Source organism: Serratia grimesii (genome assembly GCF_900186025.1).
GTDB classification, from domain to species: Bacteria; Pseudomonadota; Gammaproteobacteria; order Enterobacterales; family Enterobacteriaceae; genus Serratia; species Serratia grimesii.
This window is the reverse complement of record NZ_LT883155.1, coordinates 4030207-4054349: the sequence shown is the minus strand read 5'-3', so window position 1 is coordinate 4054349 and position 24143 is coordinate 4030207. Positions and strand designations below refer to the sequence as shown.

The following is a 24143-nucleotide window of genomic DNA, read 5'->3' as shown; positions in this document are numbered from 1 at the left end:
TTACTAAAGTAAGCGCCTGGGGATGAGCGAGCTGGACGCGCTAGAGCGGCCAACTTGAAATTCAAAGGGTATAGGGCAAGAATAAAAAAACGGGCGCCCTGGGGTGCCCGTTTTGTTTTCTAATGATTAGTGAGCGCCGCCGCCCCCACCGCCGGAGCTGAATGGCGGTTTCGCCACCCAGACCAGCGCCAGAAGGATCAGGAACACCCCAGCCGACAGCCAGAATATCTCGTTAGCCGAGATAATCAGCCCCTGCGCAGTGATCTCGTTGGCGATATAGGCCGACGCCTGCTGCTTGCTCATGCCAATCTGTTCCAACTGCCGATACATCTCTTGCGACTGAGGGCTGTAAGGGTTCACAAATTCCGCCAGTTGCGAGTGATGCTGCGATTCACGCTGAGTCCACAGTGTGGTGGTGATCGACGTCCCGATCGACCCCGCTAGCGTACGGGTAAAGTTCGACAGGCTCGATGCCGCCGCCATACGCTCCGGCGGCAAGCCGGACAGCGTAATGGTGGTCAATGGCATAAAGAAGCAGGCAATGGCGAAGCCCTGGACGAACTGCGGCCACGCCGAAGCGCCAAAGTCCATTCCCGGTTCAAACGTATAAGCGCGCCAGTAAAAGCACACGGCATACATAATGAAGCTGAAGGTCACCAGTCGACGCATATCGAGTCGGTTGCCGAATTTACCGATGATCGGCGACAGCAATACCGGTATCAGTCCTATCGGTGCCGACGCCAACCCTGCCCAGGTCGCGGTATAGCCATACACCTCCTGCAATAACTGCGGCAATAACACAATGGCGCCGAAGTACAGCATGTAGGCCAGACTGATACACAGACAGCCGACGGTAAAATTGCGTGACTTGAACAGCGACAGATCCACCACCGGGTGGTCGTCCGTGAGCTCCCAGATGATCAGGAACACCAGCGCTACCACCGCCACCACCGTTAGCACGATAATTTCGGTCGAGTTGAACCAGTCCAGCTCTTTACCCTGATCGAGCATGACCTGCAGCGAACCAATACCGACGATCAACAGCACCAGACCGATAGTGTCGATCGGTTTGATCTCAGTTTTGGTTTCCCTGCCTTTCAACGTCGACATTGCCACCAGAATCACCACGGCGCCAATCGGGATGTTGATGAAGAAGATCCAGCCCCAGTGATAGTTATCACTGATATACCCACCGAGGATAGGCCCGAATATTGGCGCGACGATCACCGTCATCGACCAGAGCGCCAGGGCCATCGCTCGCTTAGCGGGCGGATAGTTGTTCAACAACAAACTTTGTGACAGCGGGATCAATGGCCCGGCGACCACACCCTGGATCACGCGGAAGAAGATCAGCATGCCCAGACTGTTGGAGATGCCGCATAGCCAGGACGCGAGCACGAACAGTGCGGTGGACCAAAGGAACAGCCGCACTTCACCGACGCGCTTCGCCAGCCAGCCGGTGATCGGGATCGAGATAGCGTTAGCCACGCCAAACGAGGTGATCACCCAGGTGCCCTGCGAGTTAGAAGACCCGAGGTTGCCCGCAATAGTTGGGATCGCCACGTTGGCAATGGTGGAGTCCAGCACCTGCATAAAGGTCGCCATGGCGAGCGCGACCGTCATCCAGGCGAGCTGAGCACCTTCAAGCGGTTTCTGTGCCAAGGTAGCCTCCCGCGCGCTTAGCCGGCATTCGCATGGATCACGTCGGCGATCATCTGGTTAACCGGCGCCAGATTCAACGCCAGTGCGTCGGTCTGGTACAGCGGTTTGTCTCGAACCACATCAGACAGCACGCGGCCATCCAGATTGGTGGTATCGACTTTTACCAGCGTTGACAAGCCAATGCGCAGCGGATGGTCGGCGATTTGTTTGGCGTCCAGCTCAATACGCACCGGGAGACGCTGAACCACTTTGATCCAGTTACCGGTCGCATTTTGTGCCGGCAGCAGCGAGAAGGCGCTACCGGTGCCCATATCGATACCGACGACCTTGCCGTTATACACCACATCATCACCGTAAATGTCACTGACCACGGTAGCCGACTGGCCGATACGCATATTGGCGATTTGGGTTTCTTTGAAGTTGGCATCAACCCAGATGTGATCGGCAGGCACCACGGCCATTAGCGGAGAACCAGCGGCGATTTGCGCGCCAACCTGTACGCTACGACGGGACACATAACCGGTGATCGGGCTGATAATTTGAGTACGTTGCAATGCCAGCCAGGCGTCGCGTACTTGCGCGGCGGACTGTTGGATCGCGGGTTGCTGTTCCAGTGGGGTATTTAGCACCATCGCCTGATTGGCGTTGTATTGCTGTACGGCCACTTCTAACGCGGCTTTAGCACTGTCGACCGCATCACGAGCATGTTGCAGTTCTTCACGGCCAATGGCGTCAACGCTACCCAGCACCACGCGGCGTTTTAAATCACTCTCGGCTTTACTCAGATCAGATTTGCGTAAGGCAATGTTGGCCTGATACTGCTTACCGTTAATGATCAGCTGGTGGGTCTGGCGCACGCTATTGGCCAAGCCGGTTTTGGCGCGCTCGAGAGCCTGCTCAGCATCGGTAGGATCGAGCGTGACCAGTACATCACCCTGTTTCACGTAATCTGTATTGTCGAAGTTGACGCGGTTAACGCTGCCGTTAACCTGGGCCATGATCTGCACTTGGTTACCGGACACATAGGCGTCGTCCGTTTCCTGATGATGACGAAGCACCAGGAACCAATACACTAAATATGCCACCCCAATAACAACAAAAATAACCGTTAGCAACAGCAGCCAGAATTTACGCTGCTTCTTCTTACCGACCGGTTGCTGCGGGTTTTGAGTTTCCGCGCTTACACTCATGGTGTTCTCCAAGCTCTCTTTACCCTTCAGACTGAAGCGGCATCGGTATTGGCTTCGCTCACTCACCCGATACACTTACATGAGTAAGTTCATTGGGTTCGCTCCCTTGCCGTCTCGATGCCGCTCCAATTATTTTGGGTCGTTTTATTATGCTTTTGAATCCGCTGCGGCCGGAGCTTGATAGCCACCACCCAGCGCACGGATCAGTCCTATCTTCGCCTGCAACAAGTTGCTGCTGGCATTCAGTTCCGCCTGTTGCTGCTGCAAGAGCTGCGTTTGGCTGGTTAACAACTGGTCGCGCCCGATAATCCCTGCCTGGTATCGAGCGTTAGCGACGCGGTACACCTGCTGCATCGATTGGGACGCTGATGCCGCCTGCAACTGCTGTTGCGCAGTGCTTTGTTGGACGGTGATGGCATCGGCAGTTTCCTGCACGGCATTCAGGATAGTTTGGTTATAGGATTCGACTGCCTGGTCATACAGTGCGGATTCCTCACCCAGCTTGCTGCGCAGTGCGCCAGCATGGAAGATCGGTAATGAAATCGCCGGCACTACGTTCCAGGCTTGGCTTGCCGCTTCAAACAGATTCGGGCTGGTACCACTGGTATTGGTCGTGGTCAGGCCGGCAAAGGCTGAAATGGTCAGGCTAGGGTAAAATTCTTTACGTGCGGCACTGACACGCTGGCTGTAGGACTCCACCAACTGGCGCTGTGCTGCGATGTCAGGGCGTTTACCCAGCAAGTCAGCGGTTAGCTCACCTTTTGGCGCCATCAAATTACTGGCAGGCAGCGCGACTGGACGCAAGTGCTGCATCGCATTCGGGCCCTGGCCAGCCAGTGCGGCCAACTGGTGTCTAAGTTGCTCAATTTGCGATTGCAGTTGAAGGATCTGCTGTTTGGCGCCGTCAGCTTGTGCCTGGGTTTGTTGTGGAACATCAACACCCGTAATACCGGCTTTATATTGCTGCTGACGCAGGTCTGCCAAGCGTTGGTTGTTATCCACTTCCTGTTGCAGCAGCTTTTCCAGCGCGAAATTGCTTTGAAGCTGGTAATACGCGGAGGCCACGGAACTGGTCAGTGTCAGTGCAGCCTGTTCCTGTTCGGCGCGTGCCGCATCGACCTGTGCTTTGGCGGCGTTAACCTGATTGCGGTATTTGCCCCACCAGTCAAACTCATAAGCCAGATTCAGGCCCAAAGAGTTAGACGATTCATAGATCGGTTGATGCGGGTAACCCAGTCCCAGATTGACGTTCTGCGGGATTTTCTGGCGGTTGCTGCTGGCGTTGAGATCCAGATTCGGGCCGTTGGCCGCACTGGCTTCGCCCACGACACTTTGCGCTTCTCGCACGCGACCCGCTGCTTGTCTCAGCGTCGGCGAGCTTTGCAGCGTCTGGGTCATCAGGCTATCAAGTTGCGGATCGTTAAGTGAACGCCACCATTGCGGGCTGACATTCAGCGAGCTGACTTTTGGCTGTGACAGTTGCAGGCTCTGCGGATCCATCAGGGTGGATTGCGGGGCAATATTATCGGTAGATGCACACCCGGCCAGCAGCAATACAGCGAACAGTGGGGTGAATCTCCAGTTAAATGGGGATCGCATAGTATGTTACCTGAACAGAAGTTATTGGGATAACTGTCCTGAAACTTCCATCTGATCCAGACGCGTTAACAGCTTGCGCGTCAGCTTTTCAAGCTGCTGCTGTTCGTCATCGTTCAGCGTGGACCACAGGAAATGCAGACATTTGTGCTGCGGTGGCAGCAACTGGTTGAGAAATTCCTCTCCCTGCGGCGTCATGTGCAAATGCAGGCAACGACGATCATTGTCGCTTTCCCGACGCTCAATCCAACCGCGCTTTTCCAACTCATCGGCAATACGTGTGGCATTGGTACGCGACGACCCTAGGGCAGAGCTTAGTTCAGAAGGCTGAATGCTGTGGCTTTCCTGCGCATCCAGAGTAATCAGCGCCATAAACAATGTTTCGTTAATCCCTTGTGCTTTGAGCATTTTATTGCGGTTTTCCAGCAGCTTACTTTGCATATGCATGCACAGCCGGGTCAGCAAAATCTCCTGATAAGGGAAATCTTTCTGACGTTTTGCGCGGAAATTAAGCATTTGTTCAATGGGAGTAAACGAGCTTTCCATAATTTGGGGCCTCATTAATTTCGTTCGAGATAGTAACGATAGTGATTAATAATGTAAATGTTCAGCCGTGCGAATAATTTAGCAATTCGTGTCATTTGTAAGTTGTTTGTCAATGCCCCATTTTTGAGCAAGTGCTCAGAATGGGGATGACGGACAAAATCAAAGGCTGGTTGCGCCGAAAACCATAAACATTTTTAATGTAATGCCAAAGGCGACTGCGCCGATCAATGTCGACAAAATGATGCTCTTGCTGCGGTAGAAGCACAGACCCAGTGCGGCGAAACCGACCAGTGTTGGCCACAGCTTGTCTGGTTCACGCATCACGACTGGCGTGCTGGATACCACCAACAACGCACAGATAGAGGCGATGCCGATGCTGTCGAGCAACAGGGCTGTTTTGCCTCGCTTGATGCCCGGCTGGGCACGCGCGGGTGCCAGGCGTAATGGTAAGTAGCGGAACAGGTAATTAGCGCAGCCGACTACCAGGCCAATGACCAGCACATCAGTGTTCATTGATAGCCTCCTGTGTGGTGGGTTGGAACAGCGCTGCGATACAACCGGCACTGATACCCGCTAAAATGGCCACCGGTATTGAAAATAACACTACGCCGAGCAGTGCGCCGGCCAGAGCCGCGGCGATAGTCAGGCTTTGCGGGCGTTTGAATGCTGCAAGCAGGAAACTGAGGAACAGTGCTGGCAGCATAAAGGACAGTGATGCTTCAATTACTGGGTATTGCGCTAGCGGCCCGTTGCCGAACAGTGCGCCGATAGCGGTGCCCGCCACCCACGACAACCAGGAGCACAGCGAGATGCCGAGCATCCAGTTTTCGCTCCAGCTGCGGTTATTGCGCATTAACTTGGCGGTAGCAGCGGCAAACACTTCATCGGTCAGACCGAAGGCCCAGAGTGCGGTTTTACCGCGAGACATGCGCGAAACGATACGGTGGCGCAGGGCAGGGCCATACAGTAAATGCCGTATGTCCATTGCCATCACGGTTAGCGCGGAAACCCACAGTGACATACCGGCACTCAACAAGGCAGTGATCACAAACTGACTCGCCCCCGCATAGATAATGCAGGAAAAGAAGATGCTCTCTAGTGGGGAGAATCCCAGCTTAACGGCGCTCAGGCCGAATGCGAAAGCCACCGGCACATAGCCGATGACGATCGGTAAACTGTCGACGATGCCGTGGGTGAAGGTCGAACTGACGGCAGGAGGATTGAGGTTTTCTGCAGCTTGGCTTTGCATTTTTATTAGTGTCGCAGGATATAGAGATCAATAGTTCATCTGCAGAACATTACCAGAGAGTGAGTAATGTTTATACCCTGTGGCGCTAATAAATTCCTGATATTACTATTCGCTTGCTAATCAGATTGTCGCTGGACCTTGTGGGTCATGGTGCTTGCCGTTCCACCAGGTCAGCAGGTTGAGTAGACATAAAATACCCCCGGCGACTGCGACGCCAACCCAACCTGCATGCTGGTAGGCTGTCGCTGACAGCAGTGAACCGAGTGCGCCACCGATAAAATAGCTGGTCATGTAGCCGGCGGTCAGGCGATTACGCGCTTCCGGCATAATGCGGTAAATCACGCTTTGGTTGGTGACGTGTACAGCTTGCACTGCCAGGTCGAGGATCAGGATGCCGGCGATCAATGCCCACAACGATTGTTTAGCGAAAACGATGGGTATCCATGACAGTAACAACAGTACCAGGCCAACGGTGGTGGTTAAACCGGCTTTGCCTTGGTCTGCTAAATGTCCTGCACGCGAGGCGGCTAACGCTCCCGCGGCACCGACCAACCCGAACAGGCCGATAACCCCTTCGGAATAACCAAAGGGTGGTGCGGCCAGCAGAAAGGCCATGGAGGTCCATAGCACGCTGAAGTTGGCGAACGAGAGTGCGCCAAGAATCGCGCGGGTCCGCAGCAGTGGAGTACCGCAGAAAAGGGTGAAGATCGACTTCAGTAACTGGGGGTAATTCAGCCCTGAGTGCTGTTTATAGCGCGGTAGTGCGCGCCATAGAATCAGCGCCATCAGGATCATTAACACACTTGCCACCCAGTAAATGGTGCGCCAACCGCCGAACGACGCAAGTGCCCCGGCGACAGTACGTGCCAGCAGAATCCCGAGCAGTAAGCCACTCATGATAATGCCAACAGTTTTGCCGCGTCTCTCTGGGTGGGCCAACGTCGCCGCCAGGGGGACCAGGATTTGCGCCACCACTGAGAACAGCCCGGTGAGTGCGGTACCGAGGATCATCATCGGCAAGGTCGAGGAACTGGCAGTGATTAACATGCCTCCCGCTGCCAACAGCGTCATAAAGACAATCAACCCGCGGCGTTCAAACATATCGCCGAGCGGTACCAGTAGCAGCAGGCCAACGGCGTAGCCCAACTGAGCGGCGGTGACAATAAAACCGGCCTGATTCACCGACAGATCAAAGTTCTGGGCGATGGTTTCCAGCAGTGGCTGCGCGTAATAGTTACTGGCGACTGCCAGGCCAGTGGCGATGGCAATCAGTACGGTTAACGCTGGGCTCAGACCCAGTTGTGCGTGCTTTTGATTCATAGTTTTTAATCATAAGAAGAAGTGGGCCGAGTATCGTTCAGGACAGCGCGTTAAACCAATGTATAATTTTCATTTTATTAATCTCATTTTGCGATAGATGCCATGAACCTTAAACAGATCCGCTTTGCACTTGCGGTGGCAGAAGAACAAAGCTTCACTCGAGCGGCACAGCGTTGCCATACGGTGCAGTCTGCCCTTAGCCACCAGATAGCTAAACTGGAGGAGGAACTGGGCTGCGTATTGTTTGAGCGTACCTCACGCCGGGTCAGACTGACCACCGCCGGGCAGGCGTTTATTCAGCCTGCACAACGGCTGTTGGCGGCGAAGCAGGCGCTGGTGGAAGACGTGCTCGCGGCCAGCGGCACGGTATCCGGCACCCTGACCATCGGCACTATTTCGACCATAAACGCGATTGATCTGACCGAAAAACTGGGCAACTTCCATCGCCATTATCCGGCGGTGAATATCCGGCTATACGTAGGCATGAGTGAAGAATTGCTGGACGACGTCCGCCAACAAAAAACCGACGTGGCGTTTGTCGGCATCTGGCCGGGGGATATCGATATGTTGCCTGTATCTCATCGCCAGCTCACCGATGAGCCATTGGTGGCACTGGTGGCATCGCAACATCCATTGGCCAGTCGTCAGCGAGTCAATCTGCAAACCTTGTCGGAAGTGCCGCTGGTGGATTTTTACAGCGGTACAGGGGCCAGACGCCAAACCGACCGCGCGTTTCAGGCAGCGGGTATTAAGCGGCACGTCAGTTTCGAAATTGATCATATTGAATGGCTGGAAAATTTGGTCCGGCGCGGATTGGCGACGGGTATCGTACCGATTTCTACGGCGCAGCGTTTGAGTTCGCTGGTGTCAATTCCGATCGAAGATGGTCCACGGCGCCAGGTGTATTGCGTATGGCCGCAGTTGTTGTCCAGAACCGCTGAGCGTTTTTTGCAGTTTAGTGGGATAGATATTGTTGAGTGAAGAAAGCAGGGGCGCAGCTGACCGCGCCCCTGTGTGATTATTTCTTCGCAGCTTCGGCTGCGGTTTTTACCCAGCCGTCAAAGGTAGCCTGATGCGCCTTGATCCAGCCATTCACGTGGCTCTGGATATCGGCTTCGGATGCCTGACCTTCATGCATACGCAGGTTCTGCGCATTCACATCGGCAATCGGTAGCTTCATGATGGCAAACAGTTTGGCGGCCGCCGGGTTGGCTTCAGCCCATTGTTTGTTGGCGACGATGCGCATAACGCTCACCGGGAAACCATAGTTGGCACCGTTGGGCAACTTGGTGTCGATATCTTTCTGACTGCCAGGCAAGGAGGAGAAAGGAACTTGCAGCCAAACCACATCGCGACCCGTGACCAGTACGTCACTGAGCCAATAAGGTGTCCAGGTGTAGTACAGGATGGGTTTGCCTTCCTTGTATCGGGTAATGGTATCGGCAACCATCGCCGCGTAGTTACCTTGGTTGTGTTCGACGGTTTTATCCAGGCCGTAGGCCTTGATCTGGTGATTAATCACCGCTTCACAACCCCAGCCCGGCGTACATCCGGTCAGATCGGCCTTACCGTCGTCGTTGGAGTCAAACAATTTGGCAATTTTGGGATCTTTCAACTGCGCAATGTTGGTGATGTGGTACTTATCGGCGGTTTTCTTATCGATCAGATAACCCTGTGCGGCGTTGTTTACATAAATGCCTTCGCGATAAAATTTGGCATCACCTCCGGCGGCCTTGTATTGATCGTTGTGCAGCGGCTGCCAGTTCACTGCCATGAAGGTCGCGTCTCCAGAGGCGATTGAGGTATATGCGACGTTATAGTCCACTTCACGAGTGTCCTTGACGTCATAGCCCAACTTTTCCAGCGCCTTGCTGACCAGCAGCGTCTGGAAGGTTTCTTCTGAGATGGTGCTTTGCACCGGCTGAACGCTAATGCCTTTACCCGGCAAGTCCGCGGCGGAAACCGCCTGTGAGCTAATCAATGTGGTAAGGGCAACGGCCCAGATTCCTGTAGTGCGCATAGTGAAATACCTTTTTTATGTTATGAAGCCGGGATTTCCGGCACGTCGGGATTATTTCGCTGCCGCCGCAGCGGTGCTGATCCAGCCGTCAAAAGTGGCCTGGTGGGCTTTAATCCAGCCGTCTACGTGGCGTTGTATATCGCCGGCACTGTTCTCACCGTTATGCATACGCAGGTTCTGTGCGTTCACATCTGCCAATGGCAGTTTCATGATGGCGAACAGCTTGGCCGCAGCTGGGTTGGCCTGTGCCCACTGTTTGTTGGCAACAATGTGTTCGTTATTGACGAAGAAGCCGTAATTTTTACCGTTCGGTAACGCGGTATCTTTGTCTTTCAAAGACCCAGGGCTGGCGGAGAAAGGAACGGTGAGCCAGACGACGTCGCGGCCGGGTACGAGCTCATCGCTGACCCAATACGGTGTCCAGGTAAAATACAGCACCGGTTTGCCCTGCTTATAGCGGGTCAGGGTATCGGCGATGATGGCTGCGTAGTTACCTTGGTTTTGAGTAACGGTGTTGCTCAAACCATAGGCTTTGATGTGGGTGTCGATCACGTTGCTGCACGCCCAACCCGGTTCACAACCAGCCAGATCGGCTTTGCCGTCACCGTCAGCGTCAAACAGCTTTGCCAGCTTGGGATCTTTTAACTGGGAAATATCACTGATGTGGTATTTGTCCGCGGTTTTTTTATCGATCAAATAGCCCTGTGCCGCATTAGTGATATAGGCACCCTGGCGATAGAACTTGTTGTCGCCGCCGGCGCTTTGGTACATGTCGGTTTGCAGTGGGTCCCAATTCACTGCCATGTAGGTGGCATCACCGGAGGCGATAGAGGTATAGGCGACGTTATAGTCCACCTCAGCAGTGGGCTGGACGTCATAGCCCAGTTTTGCTAACGCGCGGTTAACCAGTTCTGTCTGGAAGCTTTCTTCTGCAATGGGGCTTTGCAAGGGTTTAACCGTGACGCCTTTGCCGGGAAGTTCGACGGCGAACGCCTGTGTGCTTAGCAATGAAGTCAGGGCCAAAGCCCAAATTCCTGTCGAGCGCATAGTGATTCCTTCGATTTTATAGGGACGACCGATACCCCCGGCTAGCGCCGGGGGAAGGCGATTAAGGCTTTTTGATGAATGGACGGGCGACTAACCCGATTGGGCCGTGCGCGTACCAACGCCCCATGCCTTTGCTGCGACGATCGCGTCCCAGAGACTGTGTGAGGCGGTCCAGAATAATCGCCAGGATCACGATGCCAACACCACCGACGGCGGCCAGGCCCATATCGAGGCGACCGATACCACGCAGTACCATCTGGCCCAGACCGCCGACGGCGATCATCGAGGCGATTACCACCATCGACAGTGCCAGCATCAGCGTTTGGTTTACCCCGGCCATAATGGTCGGCATCGCCAATGGCAGCTGCACTTTAAACAGCAGTTGGCGTGGGCTGGCACCAAAGGATTCCGCGGCTTCTATCAGATCTTCGGGTACCTGCTTAATGCCGAGAATGGTCAAACGTACGATCGGCGGCAGAGCAAAGATAATGGTGACTACCACCCCCGGCACATTACCGATACCGAACAACATGACGATCGGCACCAGATAGACGAAGGCTGGTGTGGTTTGCATGGCATCCAGCAACGGTCGTATGACCTTGCCTGCGTGTTTGCTGCGCGCAAGCCAGATGCCGAGCGGCAACCCGATGACGATACAGAAGAACAGGGCTGTCAGTACCAGCGCCAGCGTTACCATGGCCTGCGACCAGGCACCAATAGCGCCGATGGCAATCAGTGAGACCAGTGTGGCGGCACCCATACTCAGGCTGGAAAGCTGCCAGGCAATCAGCGAGAACAGCACAATGGCGATCGGTGCCGGCATGCCCAGCAGCAGTTGTTGAAAACCGCTGAGGATAAAGTCGACCGGTACGCGGATCCCCTGGAACAGCGGGCGAAAGTGCAGCACCAGCCAATCAATGCCGTGAGTTACCCAGGAGTCAAACGGCACCCAGGTCTTATGGAACGGATCCAACAGGTTGAAATGTTCAGGCTGCGCCGGTGCACTGTTAAGCCAGTCAGCGCCCTGTGCAGCCTGATTGGCTGCATCGTGGGTGGCTGGCGGCGGTGCGCTGGACCAGGCATCGCCCGCGGGTGCCGCTGAACTTGTAGCGTCAGTGGCCGGTGCGGCACTGGCACCAGCGTCGGCAGGCGCAGTGGCCCATGGATCTTGTGTTGTATCACTCATTCGTTGGGCCCTCTTTATCCAGGGCCTGCAACAGCATGGCCTTGGAAATAATTCCGATATAGTTATTTTCTTCGCAGACCACGGGTACCGCACAAGGTGCCAGGGCGACCAATGAAATCAGTTCGCTTAGTGGCATATCGGCCGGTACTGGGGCGGGGGCTTCCAGCAGTGCATCATCCAATGTTTGATTGGCAGCGAGCGCTTGCTTGAGCGAATCTATCGACACAACGCCGATAAATTTCTTTCCACGTTCAACAACATAACCATAATCGCGGTCTTCATCGCGCAGCAGCTGTAATGCCGAACGCGGACCAAAACCGGGGGTTTTACGAATAAGCGCGACAGGACGGCGCTTGGCAATATCCTTGGCGCTGAAGACATGACTGATATCGACGCCGCGGAAGAATGTACGGACATAATCATTGGCCGGATTATTTAATATTTCTTCCGGCGTACCAACTTGAATCACTTCTCCGCCTTGCATAATGGCAATACGATCGCCAATACGCATTGCTTCATCCAGATCGTGGGAAATAAAGACAATGGTACGTTGATGCTGGGCTTGTAATTTAACCAGTTCATCCTGCATTTCGGTACGAATTAATGGATCAAGTGCTGAGAAAGCTTCATCCATCAATAATATATCCGGATTATTCGCCATAGCACGGGCTAATCCAACGCGCTGACGCATCCCACCGGAAAGTTCATCGGGATAGGAATGAGCGTAATTCTCCAGACCGACCTGACGCAGGGCCTCGAGGGCTTTATCCTGACGTTCCTGTGGCGGAATACCGGCTAATTCCATACCGAATGCGGTGTTATTCAATACATTCATATGCGGCATTAAAGCGAATGATTGAAACACCATGCTGATCTTATTACGGCGTACGGCACGCAGTGCGCTGTCGGATATTTTCGATATATCCTCACCGTCAATCAACACCTGTCCGCGGGTGGGTTCTATCAGACGATTGAGAAGGCGTACCAAGGTAGATTTTCCGGAACCGGAAAGCCCCATGATGACAAATATCTCGCCTTCTTCAATGGCCAGAGAGGCGTCTTTTACGCCCAATGATAACCCGGTTTTTTCAAGCAGTTGGTCTTTTGTCAGGCCTTTATCAATCAGTTTGAAAGCGCGATCCGGATGTTCGCCAAATATCTTATATAGGTTCTTTACTTCGAGTTTAATTGCCATGCAATTTGCTGTTTCCTCTGATGAATTATCAAACGATAAAAAATTCCCAATAGAAAATAATAGTCCCCTATACCCTAACACAGTGAATATCTGAGACAACCCTCAATATCCGATGAATGGGATATTAGCGATTTACATCAAGTTTTCTATTGGTTATGGTACTGAGGTGAATATTCCATTATTCATACCTGATATTCCCCATAAATGTCTGGTTTTAAGTAAGAATAATGATTCTGAATTAATGCAGTTATTTCTCTGCTCGAGCCTGTTTCACGGCAATAAAAAACCCGACCAGAGGTCGGGTAAAAGTCATCAGTATTTCATCAGTTTTCAACGACAGGTGCCGATATCGAGGGGATATCGCCGCAGGCATATTATCCTGTCATTATGACAACCAGATGTCAGTTTACGCCTTGCGATACAAGCGACGTGGATGGCCGATATTGCCGTACATCATCTCAACGCGTACAAACTGGGTTGCGACGCAGTATTCCAGATAACGTCGGGCCGTCGTTTTGCTGATGCCGACTTTCTCTACGACATCTTCCACTGCGTGAGCAACCTCTGGTTGGTCGATAAACAGCGATTGCACCAGCTCTAACGTATTGGTTTCAATGCCCTTGGCGCTGGGTTCGCTGGAGAACTGTTTGGATTGCAGGTTATACAGCGCGTCGACATTGCTTTGGTCGATCACTTTGAACGTCTGCTGGGTTTGCACAAACTGCATAAAGCGTTCCAGTGAATTGCGTAGTCGCTTGTAGGACACAGGTTTAATGATGTAATCGAAAGCGCCGTTACGGATCGCCTGGCTGCATGTGTTCATATCGCTGGCGGCGGTAATAAAGATCACGGAACAACCCGGGTTTTTCACCGCAGCCTCTTCCATGAGCTCAATCCCCTGGCCGTCTGGCAAAAAGTTATCCAGCAGGATCAGACGCGGCTGGTGTGCGTTGACTTTGGCTCTGGCTTCGGCCAGCGTGGCGGCGTAGGCCACTACGCGCAGGGTAAAGTTCTGCTCAATGAACTCGGCGTGCAGTGTTGCCAACTGTGGCTCATCTTCCACGATCAAAACGTCCAGTGCTTCAGGTTGCATGATTCGGGTGCTCAAGATTGTTTAGGGATAAACAAAGAAAAAATAGCGCCGTGCGGCTCGTTGTCCGACACTTCTATACTGCCATGCGCTTGGGCCACATGGCTGGCGACCAAATGCAAGCCAATGCCGTGGTCACCTTTGTCATCTTTAGTGGTGACGCCTTGTTCGAACAGCGTATCACGGATCTCCGCTGCAATGCCGGTACCGTGATCGGCCACTTCAATCACCAGTTCGTTGCTGTTATCACTGATATAGAGTTCTACGGCCTCATGCGGCGGAGCACAACGCAGTGTCGCGTCTACCGCATTATCCAGCAAATTGCCGATGATCGACATCAGTTCGGTTTCATTCAGCGCTGCCGGGATTTGCCGTAGCTGACAGGCGGGGTCGAAACGCAGCTCAACGCCTTTTTCCTTCGCACTGGAGTATTTGCCCAACAGTAGCCCACAGAGCGCCGCAGAACTGAAACGCTGCGAGATAAAGTCGAGGATCTCCTGTGCGCCTTCCGACTGCGCCTCGACATAGCGAATCGCTTCGTCGTAGCGTTGCATATGCAGCAGCCCCGCGAGGGTAGCAGTCCAGTTTAGTTGTTCATGACGCATGATCCGCAAATTGTCAGCGTAACGTTTGACCTGGCTGAGCTGGCTGCTCAGGGTATTGATGTCGTTCTTGTCGCGGAAGCTGATCACCCAGCCCTGCAACTCTTCTTCCTGCATGATGCGTACGCGACTGGCAATGACACGCACATGGTTAAAGCGGCACACTTCATCGTGAGTATCGTGGTCTAGCTGTGAAGCGCCGAAAAAGTCAGGTTGAGACTGAATCACCTCACCGATTTCACGACCCATCAGGACCCCGGCAGGTTGCCGCAAATCCAGTAACTCCCGTGCTGCGTGGTTAATGGTGATGATTCGCAGTTGGGGATCGACGGCAATGACGCCCTCATAAATCGCTTCCAGCAAGGCTTTTTGCTGGCGTACCAATAATGCAATTTCTTTAGGTTCCAACCAGAACATCTGGCGTTTTAAATTCTTGGATAACAACCAGGAAAATACAAACAGCGCAATTAAGAGCAATACAATCGATCCTACAATCTGCGTTAGGGTTCTTGCATTTAGGTTGTCGATATGTGATTTAAGGTAACCAACAGAAACAATACCGATGACATTATTATTTTCATCCATAATCGGTGCTTTACTGCGCAATGAAATACCAATGCCGCCTTTGCGGATGGAAATAATACTTTTACCTTCTAACACTTCTTTGTTGTCACCACCAACCATCGGGGTGCCAACAATATTGGCGTATTCGGAATGATAAAGATGCCGGGTCTGTTTATCGCCGATAACGATATAGCTGGCATCGCTGCTGGCGCGTATTTTTTTCATCAAGGCGGCAATTTTTACCGAATCATTGTTTTCTACTGCGGTGACCAGTGACGGGATCAGAGCGATCTCCCGTGCCTGCACCTGTGCACGTGCACCGAGGTCTCGGTGCAACTGGGCATCGAGCTGATAGTAGGTGTAAGCACCAATAAACGTCAGCAGTAGGCAGGAGAAGGCAACCAGGCATAGAAAAAGTTTGATTTGAAATGAGAGTTTTATGCGCATGGCCTGGGGTTCACCCTGAAAAATCCTGAGTGCTTACCCTACCATGAGTCGCAGTTAATGTAATATTGCGCCGGATCAACTTGTGATCACAGCCACGGGATTATCCTTATCCGACAGACTGCTCGGTAGTTGCAATAAAATGGGTAATCTTTGAAGTAAAAATAACATTAACACCATTAAATCCACGCCGTATTTTACATAATCACAATTAACACCATAGAAACCATAACCACCATTAAAAACCCTTTTTAATTTTGAACAAAATCACAGCAGATAATCCGTGCGTTTCTCTATGATGGCTGAACAAACTAATAAGAGGCCAGATTATGAGCACAACAGATGATTCTTACCTCGTCACCAAAGAAAAAAACGCTGAAATACCGTTGCGGGAAAAATGGTGGCACATACTGGACAATTACAAAGTAGGAATTATTCCGGTGCCATTCTTTGTTCTGGCCGGTGTGCTTATTTTACTCGATTGTCTGGAAGGGAAATTACCGAGCGATATTGTGGTGATGGTTGCCACTCTGGCCTTCTTTGGTTTTGCCTGTGGTGAGTTTGGCAAGCGCTTACCCTTGATAGGTAAAATGGGGGCAGCAGCGATTTGCGCCACCTTTATCCCTTCTGCGTTGGTGCATTATGGCCTGCTGCCGGATGTGGTGGTGGAGTCGACCACCAAATTCTATAAGTCGACCAACATCCTTTATCTCTATATCTGCTGCATCATTGTCGGCAGTATCATGAGCATGAACCGCCAGGTCTTGATTCAGGGGTTCTTGCGCATCTTTGCGCCAATGCTGTGCGGTGAAATTGCCGGCATGCTGGTAGGTATGGGCGTCGGAATGGCTCTGGGGCTGGAACCGTTCCAGATCTTCTTCTTCCTGATTTTGCCCATTATGGCCGGTGGCGTCGGTGAGGGGGCTATCCCGCTGTCGATGGGTTACGCAGCAATTCTGCATATGGATCAGGGTGTGGCACTGGGCCGTATTCTGCCGATTGTAATGCTTGGCGGTCTGACTGCCATTGTGCTCGCCGGTTTACTGAACCAACTCGGTAAACGCTACCCGCACCTGACCGGTGAAGGCAGCCTGATGCCGAACAAGCAGGGCGATAGCGAAATGAGTGCGGTGGAAAAAGTCAGTGGCAAGGTGGATGTCAGCACCATTGCTTGTGGCGCGCTGCTGGCCATCTTGTTGTACATGGTCGGGATGTTGCTGCACCGCATGATTGGCCTGCCGGCACCGGTCGGTATGCTGTTCGCTGCGGTGGCAGTGAAGCTGGCGCATGGTGTTTCTCCGCGTATTCAGGAAGGGTCTCAAGTAGTCTATAAGTTCTTCCGTACAGCAGTAACTTACCCAATTCTGTTTGCCGTCGGTGTAGCAATCACCCCATGGCAAGAATTGGTTGATGCCTTCACTATCCAAAACCTGGTAGTGATTGTGAGTACCGTTTGCACGCTGGTAGCAACCGGGTTCTTTGTGGGTAAAAAAATTGGTATGCACCCGATCGATGTGGCCATTGTGTCCTGCTGTCAGAGTGGGCAAGGCGGTACCGGTGATGTTGCCATACTTACTGCAGGTAACCGCATGTCGCTGATGCCGTTTGCCCAAATCGCCACCCGTATTGGCGGTGCGATCAACGTATCCCTCTCTCTGTTAGTTCTGGCCAAATTCTTCGTATAACTTAAAAAAAGACCTTCGTTTTCTTTGCCTTTCCCCGCCCCCGCGGGGATTTTTTTGCCTGCGTATTGACCAGGCGGGCAGGCTCAGCGTTTTGCGTTAATACTTAGCGCTGCTGAATTTACAATAAGGAGTCATTATGTTCTGGAAAAACTACCTGCTGGGTGCTGCGTTGGCTGTCATGTCGCTGCACGTTTCTGCTGCCGCGCCACAGGTGAAAAGCCCATCGCCAGGCTTCTATCGCATTATGCTGGGCAGTTACGAAATCACCGTGTTGTCCGATGGCATCATTCGTTTACCGGCGGATAAATTGCTGTTGAACAGCTCACCAAAACAGATCGAAACCGCGTTGGTCGAGCATCATCAAAGTCTACCTGTAGTCACCTCGGTTAATGCCTACCTGATCAACACCGGCAGCAAGTTGATCCTGATAGATACCGGCGCCGGCAAGTTGCTGGGGGACGGACTGGGCAAGTTGATCTCCAATCTGAAAGCTGCCGGCTACCAGCCACAGCAGGTTGACGAAATTTATCTGACGCATATGCACCCGGACCATCTCGGTGGCCTCACGCAAAACGGCGAGGCGATGTTCCCGAATGCAGTGGTGCGAGCCAGTCAGCAGGATGCCGATTTTTGGCTGAACGAGAGCCGATTGACGCAGGCGAAGGCCGAAGACAAGGCGTCGTTCGAAAGAGCGATGGCGGCGATAAAGCCTTATCAGGCCGCTGGGCACTTTAAACCTTTCAACAGTGACGGTGAGTTGTCTCAGGGGATCACGGCATTCGCGGCCCACGGTCATACGCCGGGTCACAGCATTTATCTGGTCGAGAGCGAAGGTAAAAAGTTGCTGGTGATTGGCGATCTGATCCATGTTGCGGCAGTGCAGCTTCCTCACCCGCGTGTTGCCATACGCTTTGACAGCGATGCGAAAGCCGCAGTCACTCAGCGGCTGCGAGTCTTTGGTGATAGCGCCAAAAAGAGTGAGCTGGTGGGCGGAGCACATCTGTCATTTCCGGGGTTAGGCTATCTCAATAAACAAGGCGACGGATACGGTTGGATACCGCTGGACTACGGTGCTATGTAAATTGCAGGCCGCCCCGCTGGGCGGCTTTTAACCGTTGCGGGCGGCAAATGCCTTGCTGAACCAGTCGATAAATACCCGAACACGGGGCGACAGTTGGCGGTTACGGGGATACAGCAGTGACACCGGCATTGGTGTGGACGGGAATTGTGGCAACAGTGGTAACAGGCTGCCGTTGTCCAGACTGTCGCGCAGGTGATAGCGCGGTACCTGGATAATCCCCAGCCCCATTTGTGCAGCAGCGACCAGGCTTTCGGCTGCACTAACCGACACGGTGCAGGGCAGGGTTACCTGGTGTGATTGTCCCGCGACATTAAACTCCAGGGGCATTATTGTGCCGCTGGCCGAAGAGCGGAAACCTACCATGCGGTGCCCGTCAAGTTCGTCGAGGCTATGTGGCGTACCGAAGCGTTGCAGATAGTCAGGCGCTGCGCAGGTCACTTCATCAAGTTCACCCAACCGACGTGCCACCATATCACTGTCTTTTAGCCTGCCGACGCGCACCACGCAGTCGATACCCTCACGCACGGGATCCACCAGCCGATCACCTTCGCTCATGAACAATTCGATATCTGGATATTGCGCCAGAAAATCGGGTAACTCCGGCAATAGAAAATGGCGTGCTAACGTGCCGTGGACATCGATGCGCAGTAGACCGCGCGGCTTGGCACCGGCAAAGGCCATTTCGGCATCTTCGATATCCGCCAGAATGGTCAGGCAGCGCTGATAGTAGGCCTCGCCATCCAGCGTTGGGCTGACGTGGCGAGTGGTGCGTTGCAGCAGCCGCACCTGCAACCTGGCCTCCAGTTGCTTGATCGCATCGGTCACCGTTGATCGCGGCAGGCCCAGATCCTGTGCCGCCTGCGTAAAACTGCTTTGTTCCACCACGCGGGTGAACAGGCGCATGGCGTCAATCCTGTCCATAAGTATTGTTCGCTAAATTCGGATAGTGATAACGAAGAGTAGGGGATTATTCGCTATCGCGAAAGGTGCATGATGATCTCACGCCAGCAAGGCGCAGGCGCATACCTGACGAGGAGAGATCAAATGAACACCACTTCACAACACGTTGCCATCGTAACCGGCGCATCACGTGGCATCGGTGCGGCCATCGCCGAACGGCTGGCCGCCGACGGTATGACCGTGATCGTCAATTATTCGGGTAATCAGGTCTTGGCAGATCAACTTGTGCGTAAAATTGAACAAAACGGCGGCCGCGCGCTGAGCGCCAAAGCAGACGTCAGTGATGCCATGGCCGTTGCCCAACTGTTTGATCGAGCAGAGCAGGCTTTTGGCGGCGTCGATATTCTGGTGAATAACGCAGGGGTGATTGCATTGGCGCCAGTTGCTGAAATGGGCGATGCCGAGGCTGACAGGCTGATTGATATCAATCTGAAAGGTACGTTCAATACCCTGCGTGAAGCGGCGAAACGCTTGCGTGATAACGGACGTATCATCAACTTTTCTTCCAGTGTTGTTGGGTTGTTGCAGCCGAGCTATGGCATGTATGCTGCCACTAAGGCTGCGGTCGAGGCGTTGACCAGCGTGCTGGCGAAAGAGCTTCGTGGTCGTAATATCACGGTGAATGCCATCGCGCCGGGGCCAACGGCTACCGGGTTATTTCTGGACGGTAAAACGCCGGAACTGATAGAGCGCCTGGCAAAAATGGCACCGTTAGAGCGTCTGGGCCAGCCACAGGATATTGCGGCGGCAGTGTCATTTTTGGCCGGTGCCGACGGTGCCTGGATCAACGGCCAAACCCTGCGTGCCAATGGTGGCATTATCTGATGCTTTCGACCGGTTTTTCCGCAGCGGGATCAGGTATCCTGTAGCGGGAAATCCACCGCGAGGAAGCGTTTAATGGTAGGCCGTAGTAGAAGAAGGAAGGCGGGCAGCCAGATTGACGATGGCGTCCGTTCACCCTGTAATAATGTTTGCCAGATCGACACCGAGAAAGCGCAGTGCCGCGGCTGTTGGCGCACGCTGGATGAAATCGCCGCCTGGTCGAGCGCCGATGACGATGAAAAGCGGGCCATCTGGCAACGCATCCGGCAGCGAGCCGCGAATATCTAAGCCGCAGGGGTGCTGTATGCTGCACCCGTTCATCTGTTATCGTTATAGGGCGAAGTTATTCGCCCTTGCTATTACCCTCAGAAATCCCAGTCGTCGTCTTCGGTATTGACCGCTTTGCCAATCACGTAAGACGAGCCGGAGCCGGAAAAGAAGTCGTGGTTCTCGTCGGCATTCGGTGACAACGCCGACAGAATCGCCGGATTGACCTCCGCCATCGCTGGCGGGAACAGCGCTTCGTAACCCAGGTTCATCAGCGCCTTGTTGGCGTTATAGTGCAGGAAGGTTTTCACATCTTCGCTCCAGCCCACGCCATCGTACAGCTCTTCGGTGTAACGCACTTCGTTGTCATACAGATCCTGCATGAGATCGAAGGCGAAGTTTTTCACCTGTTGCCGGCGGGCGGCATCGACCTTCTCTAACCCTTTCTGGAATTTATAGCCAATGTAATAGCCGTGCACTGCTTCGTCGCGGATGATCAAGCGGATCAAATCGGCAGTATTGGTCAGTTTGGCGCGGCTCGACCAATACATCGGCAGATAGAAGCCCGAATAGAATAGGAATGATTCGAGGAACACGCTGGCGACTTTTTTCATCAGCGGATCGTCACTGCGGTAGTGGGCCAGAATGATGCTGGCCTTTTTTTGCAGCGCGCGATTTTCTTCGCTCCAGCGGTAGGCATCGTCAACGTCTGGTGTTTGGCACAACGTCGAGAAAATAGAGCTGTAAGAACGTGCGTGCACTGCTTCCATAAAGCTGATGTTGGAGTACACCGCTTCTTCGTGTGGCGTAATGGCATCGGCGATCAGTGCCGGTGCCCCGACGGTATTTTGAATGGTATCGAGCAGCGTCAGGCCGGTGAACACTCGGATGGTCAGTTGCTGTTCCTTTGGCGTCAATGTTGCCCACGACGGAATGTCGTTCGACAACGGCACTTTTTCTGGCAGCCAGAAGTTGGAGGTCAGACGGTTCCACACCTCCAGATCCTTGTCGTCTTCAATGATGTTCCAGTTGATTGCGCGCACCAACTGTGCCGGTTTAATGGTTTTCATAAGTTGCCTCACAGCGCACAGGACACGCAGCCCTGCACCTCAGTGCCTTCCAGCGCCATCTGGCGCAGACGGATGTAATAGATGGTTTTGATGCCTTTACGCCAGGCGTAAATCTGTGCGCGGTTGATGTCGCGCGTGCTGGCGGTATCGCGGAAGAACAGCGTCAGTGACAGCCCCTGATCGACGTGCTGGCTGGCGGCGGCGTAGGTGTCGATGATCTTTTCCGGCCCGATATCATAGGCATCCTGGTAGTACTCCAGGTTGTCGTTGGTCATATAGGGCGCGGGATAATACACACGGCCAATTTTGCCCTCTTTGCGGATCTCGATGCGTGACACGATCGGATGGATGCTGGAGGTCGAGTTATTGATGTAAGAGATAGAACCTGTTGGTGGCACTGCCTGCAGGTTTTGGTTATACAGCCCATGCATCATCACCGACTGGCGCAGAGCCAACCACTCTTCGCGGCCCGGGATGGCGATATTGGCGTCGGTGAACAACGCACGAATCCGCTCGGTTTGCGGCAACCAATCCCGTTCAGTGTATTTGCTGAAATACTCGCCGGAGGCGTAGGTGGAATCCTCAAAGCCGCCGAATGCGCTACCGCGCTCGATCGCCAGTTGGTTAGAGGCCCGAATGGCGTGGTAAGCCACGGTGTAGAAGTAGATATTGGTGAAGTCGATACCTTCTTCAGAGCCATAGAAGATGCGTTCGCGTGCCAGATAGCCATGCAGGTTCATTTGACCCAGGCCGATAGCGTGCGAACTGCGGTTGCCTTCGGCGATCGACGGCACAGAACGAATGTCACTCATGTCCGCCACGGCCGTCAGCGCGCGGATTGCGGTGTCGACGGCTTTGCCGAAGTCCGGCGCATCCATGGTTTTGGCGATATTCAGCGAGCCGAGGTTGCAGGAGATATCCTTGCCTACCTGGTCATAGCTCAGGTCATCGTGGTAGGTGCTGGCGCGATTAACCTGCAAGATTTCCGAACACAGGTTACTCATATTGATGCGTCCGGCGATCGGGTTCTCACGATTGACGGTATCTTCAAACATCATGTACGGGTAACCGGACTCAAATTGGATCTCCGCCAGTACCTGGAAGAACTCACGTGCATTGATACGCGATTTGCGGATGCGCTTGTCATCCACCATTTCGCGGTATTTCTCACTGACGCTGATTTCAGAGAAGGGGACGCCATACACCTGTTCAACGTCATACGGCGAGAACAGGTACATCTCTTCGTTATTCTTCGCCAGCTCGAAAGTGATATCTGGTATCACCACGCCGAGCGACAGCGTTTTGATGCGAATTTTCTCGTCGGCGTTTTCGCGCTTGGTGTCGAGGAAACGCAGGATATCCGGGTGATGCGCATTGAGGTATACGGCACCGGCCCCTTGACGTGCGCCCAATTGGTTGGCGTAAGAGAAAGCGTCTTCCAACATTTTCATGATCGGAATCACGCCGGATGACTGGTTCTCAATACGCTTGATCGGCGCACCGACCTCACGGATGTTGGTCAGCAAAAATGCTACGCCGCCGCCGCGCTTCGACAGTTGCAGCGCAGAATTTACCGCCCGGCCGATCGACTCCATGTTGTCTTCAATGCGGAGCAGGAAGCAGGAAACCAGTTCGCCGCGCTGCTGTTTTCCGCAGTTGAGGAAGGTTGGCGTCGCCGGCTGGAAGCGACCGGAAATCATTTCCTCTACCAGATCTTGCGCCAGTGCGGTATCGCCAGCGGCCAGCGTCATGGCGACCATGCACACGCGGTCTTCATAGCGTTCCAGGTAGCGTTTGCCGTCAAAGGTTTTCAGCGTGTAGCTGGTGTAGTACTTGAAGGCACCGAGAAACGTCTCGAAGCGGAATTTTTTCGCATACGCCTGCTGGAACAGCTGCTTGATAAAGGCGAAGTCGTATTGCGCCAGTACGCTTTGCTCGTAATAGCCTTCTTCCACCAAATAACGCAGTTTCTCTTCCAGGTTATGGAAGAACACGGTGTTCTGATTGACGTGTTGTAGGAAGTAATGCCGCGCCGCCAACCGATCCTTATCAAACTGGATATGGCCTTCAGCATCATAAAGATTGAGCATCGCGTTGAGCGAATGGTAATCCAGCGCGCTAGTGGCGGGTCTGGTCAGTTCTGTCGTTGCCAAAATGCGGTTACTCCCTGTCGAACGTTTGCAACGTCTTGTGTGGTGCCGAGCAGCTCAAAACGATAGAGAAAAGGCACCTGACATTTCTTGGCGATGATGTCGCCGGCAATGCCGTACGCTGCACCGAAGTTGGTATTCCCTGCGGCAATGACGCCGCGCAGGAAAGCGCGATTCTGTGGATCGTTGAGAAAGCGGATCACCTGGATTGGTACGGCTCCCACGGCGCTACCGCCGCCATAGCTGGGCACAATCAGAATATAAGGTGTTTCCATCAGCAGTTTGCTGCGGGCACCGGCGATCGGTATTCGCATCGCCGGTAGTCCCAATTTTTCAACGAACCTGTGGGTGTTCTCCGAACTGCTGGAGAAGTAGACCAGCGGGTTCATGGCTGGCC

At 53.5% G+C, this 24143-nt stretch carries 22 protein-coding genes; 5 read left to right on the top strand and 17 right to left on the bottom strand.

Features of this window, described 5'->3' with window-relative positions; all coding sequences use genetic code 11:
- Positions 1-126: 126 nt before the first annotated feature.
- From emrB to SGBXF1_RS19045, 7 genes are all read right to left on the bottom strand, one after another.
- Positions 127-1662: a multidrug efflux MFS transporter permease subunit EmrB gene (gene emrB / locus SGBXF1_RS19075; RefSeq protein ID WP_037422298.1), complete on the bottom strand. Its 1536-nt coding sequence runs from the start codon at positions 1660-1662 to the stop codon at positions 127-129.
- Between the two features lie 17 nt (positions 1663-1679).
- A complete protein-coding gene (gene emrA / locus SGBXF1_RS19070; RefSeq protein ID WP_061808383.1) occupies positions 1680-2852 on the bottom strand; it encodes a multidrug efflux MFS transporter periplasmic adaptor subunit EmrA in 1173 nt (390 codons plus the stop codon).
- A gap of 147 nt (positions 2853-2999) precedes the next feature.
- Complete coding sequence (locus SGBXF1_RS19065) at positions 3000-4451, bottom strand: efflux transporter outer membrane subunit (RefSeq protein WP_061808382.1); 1452 nt, start codon at positions 4449-4451, stop codon at positions 3000-3002.
- A 21-nt stretch (positions 4452-4472) separates the two neighbouring features.
- Positions 4473-4994: a transcriptional repressor MprA gene (gene mprA / locus SGBXF1_RS19060; protein ID WP_037422292.1), complete on the bottom strand. Its 522-nt coding sequence runs from the start codon at positions 4992-4994 to the stop codon at positions 4473-4475.
- 159 nt (positions 4995-5153) lie between these two features.
- The gene (gene ygaH / locus SGBXF1_RS19055) at positions 5154-5507 is read right to left on the bottom strand and encodes an L-valine transporter subunit YgaH (RefSeq protein ID WP_130381840.1); all 354 of its coding nucleotides are present in this window, start codon (positions 5505-5507) and stop codon (positions 5154-5156) included.
- Positions 5497-6243, bottom strand: a complete 747-nt coding sequence (locus tag SGBXF1_RS19050; RefSeq protein ID WP_130381838.1) for an AzlC family ABC transporter permease — start codon at positions 6241-6243, stop codon at positions 5497-5499. Before SGBXF1_RS19050 ends, ygaH begins: the two co-directional genes overlap by 11 nt.
- 120 nt (positions 6244-6363) lie before the next feature.
- Positions 6364-7563, bottom strand: a complete 1200-nt coding sequence (locus SGBXF1_RS19045; protein WP_186427375.1) for an MFS transporter — start codon at positions 7561-7563, stop codon at positions 6364-6366.
- Positions 7564-7665: 102 nt separating this feature from the next.
- Between SGBXF1_RS19045 and SGBXF1_RS19040 the strand changes: the two genes are divergently transcribed.
- Complete coding sequence (locus SGBXF1_RS19040) at positions 7666-8544, top strand: LysR family transcriptional regulator (RefSeq protein WP_037422279.1); 879 nt, start codon at positions 7666-7668, stop codon at positions 8542-8544.
- Positions 8545-8581: 37 nt separating this feature from the next.
- On the opposite strand, the gene proX (SGBXF1_RS19035) is transcribed toward SGBXF1_RS19040, so the two are convergent.
- From proX (SGBXF1_RS19035) to SGBXF1_RS19010, 6 genes are all read right to left on the bottom strand, one after another.
- A complete protein-coding gene (proX, locus tag SGBXF1_RS19035; protein WP_061808379.1) occupies positions 8582-9583 on the bottom strand; it encodes a glycine betaine/L-proline ABC transporter substrate-binding protein ProX in 1002 nt (333 codons plus the stop codon).
- A 51-nt stretch (positions 9584-9634) separates the two neighbouring features.
- Positions 9635-10630 (bottom strand): glycine betaine/L-proline ABC transporter substrate-binding protein ProX, encoded by a 996-nt coding sequence (proX, locus tag SGBXF1_RS19030; protein ID WP_186427374.1) that lies wholly within the window; start codon positions 10628-10630, stop codon positions 9635-9637.
- Positions 10631-10691: 61 nt separating this feature from the next.
- Positions 10692-11816, bottom strand: a complete 1125-nt coding sequence (gene proW, locus SGBXF1_RS19025) for a glycine betaine/L-proline ABC transporter permease ProW (RefSeq protein WP_186427373.1) — start codon at positions 11814-11816, stop codon at positions 10692-10694.
- The gene (gene proV, locus SGBXF1_RS19020; RefSeq protein WP_037422262.1) at positions 11809-13011 is read right to left on the bottom strand and encodes a glycine betaine/L-proline ABC transporter ATP-binding protein ProV; all 1203 of its coding nucleotides are present in this window, start codon (positions 13009-13011) and stop codon (positions 11809-11811) included. Before proV ends, proW begins: the two co-directional genes overlap by 8 nt.
- A gap of 406 nt (positions 13012-13417) precedes the next feature.
- On the bottom strand, positions 13418-14104 hold the full coding sequence (locus SGBXF1_RS19015) for a response regulator (protein WP_037422259.1): 687 nt from the start codon (positions 14102-14104) through the stop codon (positions 13418-13420).
- 11 nt (positions 14105-14115) lie between these two features.
- Positions 14116-15714 carry an ATP-binding protein gene (locus SGBXF1_RS19010; protein WP_186427372.1) on the bottom strand — a complete coding sequence of 533 codons (1599 nt, stop codon included), beginning with the start codon at positions 15712-15714 and terminating at the stop codon, positions 14116-14118.
- A 326-nt stretch (positions 15715-16040) separates the two neighbouring features.
- On the opposite strand from SGBXF1_RS19010, the gene SGBXF1_RS19005 reads away from it, so the two are divergent.
- Positions 16041-17396: a 2-hydroxycarboxylate transporter family protein gene (locus tag SGBXF1_RS19005; protein ID WP_037422251.1), complete on the top strand. Its 1356-nt coding sequence runs from the start codon at positions 16041-16043 to the stop codon at positions 17394-17396.
- A 136-nt stretch (positions 17397-17532) separates the two neighbouring features.
- Entirely contained in the window at positions 17533-18477 is a 945-nt protein-coding gene (locus SGBXF1_RS19000; protein WP_186427371.1) for an MBL fold metallo-hydrolase, read from the top strand.
- 27 nt (positions 18478-18504) lie between these two features.
- Here the strand turns inward: SGBXF1_RS19000 and SGBXF1_RS18995 are convergent, their stop codons facing one another.
- A complete protein-coding gene (locus SGBXF1_RS18995) occupies positions 18505-19398 on the bottom strand; it encodes a LysR family transcriptional regulator (RefSeq protein ID WP_037422245.1) in 894 nt (297 codons plus the stop codon).
- Between the two features lie 123 nt (positions 19399-19521).
- On the opposite strand from SGBXF1_RS18995, the gene SGBXF1_RS18990 reads away from it, so the two are divergent.
- Together SGBXF1_RS18990 and SGBXF1_RS18985 are read left to right on the top strand one after the other, a co-directional pair.
- Positions 19522-20262, top strand: a complete 741-nt coding sequence (locus tag SGBXF1_RS18990) for an SDR family oxidoreductase (protein WP_186427370.1) — start codon at positions 19522-19524, stop codon at positions 20260-20262.
- Between the two features lie 72 nt (positions 20263-20334).
- On the top strand, positions 20335-20547 hold the full coding sequence (locus tag SGBXF1_RS18985; protein ID WP_084797472.1) for a DUF1289 domain-containing protein: 213 nt from the start codon (positions 20335-20337) through the stop codon (positions 20545-20547).
- A gap of 77 nt (positions 20548-20624) precedes the next feature.
- Here the strand turns inward: SGBXF1_RS18985 and nrdF are convergent, their stop codons facing one another.
- Genes nrdF through nrdI form a run of 3 tightly spaced genes read right to left on the bottom strand, consistent with a single transcriptional unit; the run spans position 20625 to position 24135 of the window.
- Positions 20625-21596 (bottom strand): class 1b ribonucleoside-diphosphate reductase subunit beta, encoded by a 972-nt coding sequence (nrdF, locus tag SGBXF1_RS18980; RefSeq protein ID WP_037422227.1) that lies wholly within the window; start codon positions 21594-21596, stop codon positions 20625-20627.
- Between the two features lie 8 nt (positions 21597-21604).
- A complete protein-coding gene (gene nrdE, locus SGBXF1_RS18975) occupies positions 21605-23749 on the bottom strand; it encodes a class 1b ribonucleoside-diphosphate reductase subunit alpha (protein WP_186427369.1) in 2145 nt (714 codons plus the stop codon).
- Positions 23731-24135: a class Ib ribonucleoside-diphosphate reductase assembly flavoprotein NrdI gene (gene nrdI / locus SGBXF1_RS18970; RefSeq protein WP_017893761.1), complete on the bottom strand. Its 405-nt coding sequence runs from the start codon at positions 24133-24135 to the stop codon at positions 23731-23733. Before nrdI ends, nrdE begins: the two co-directional genes overlap by 19 nt.
- Positions 24136-24143: the final 8 nt, after the last annotated feature.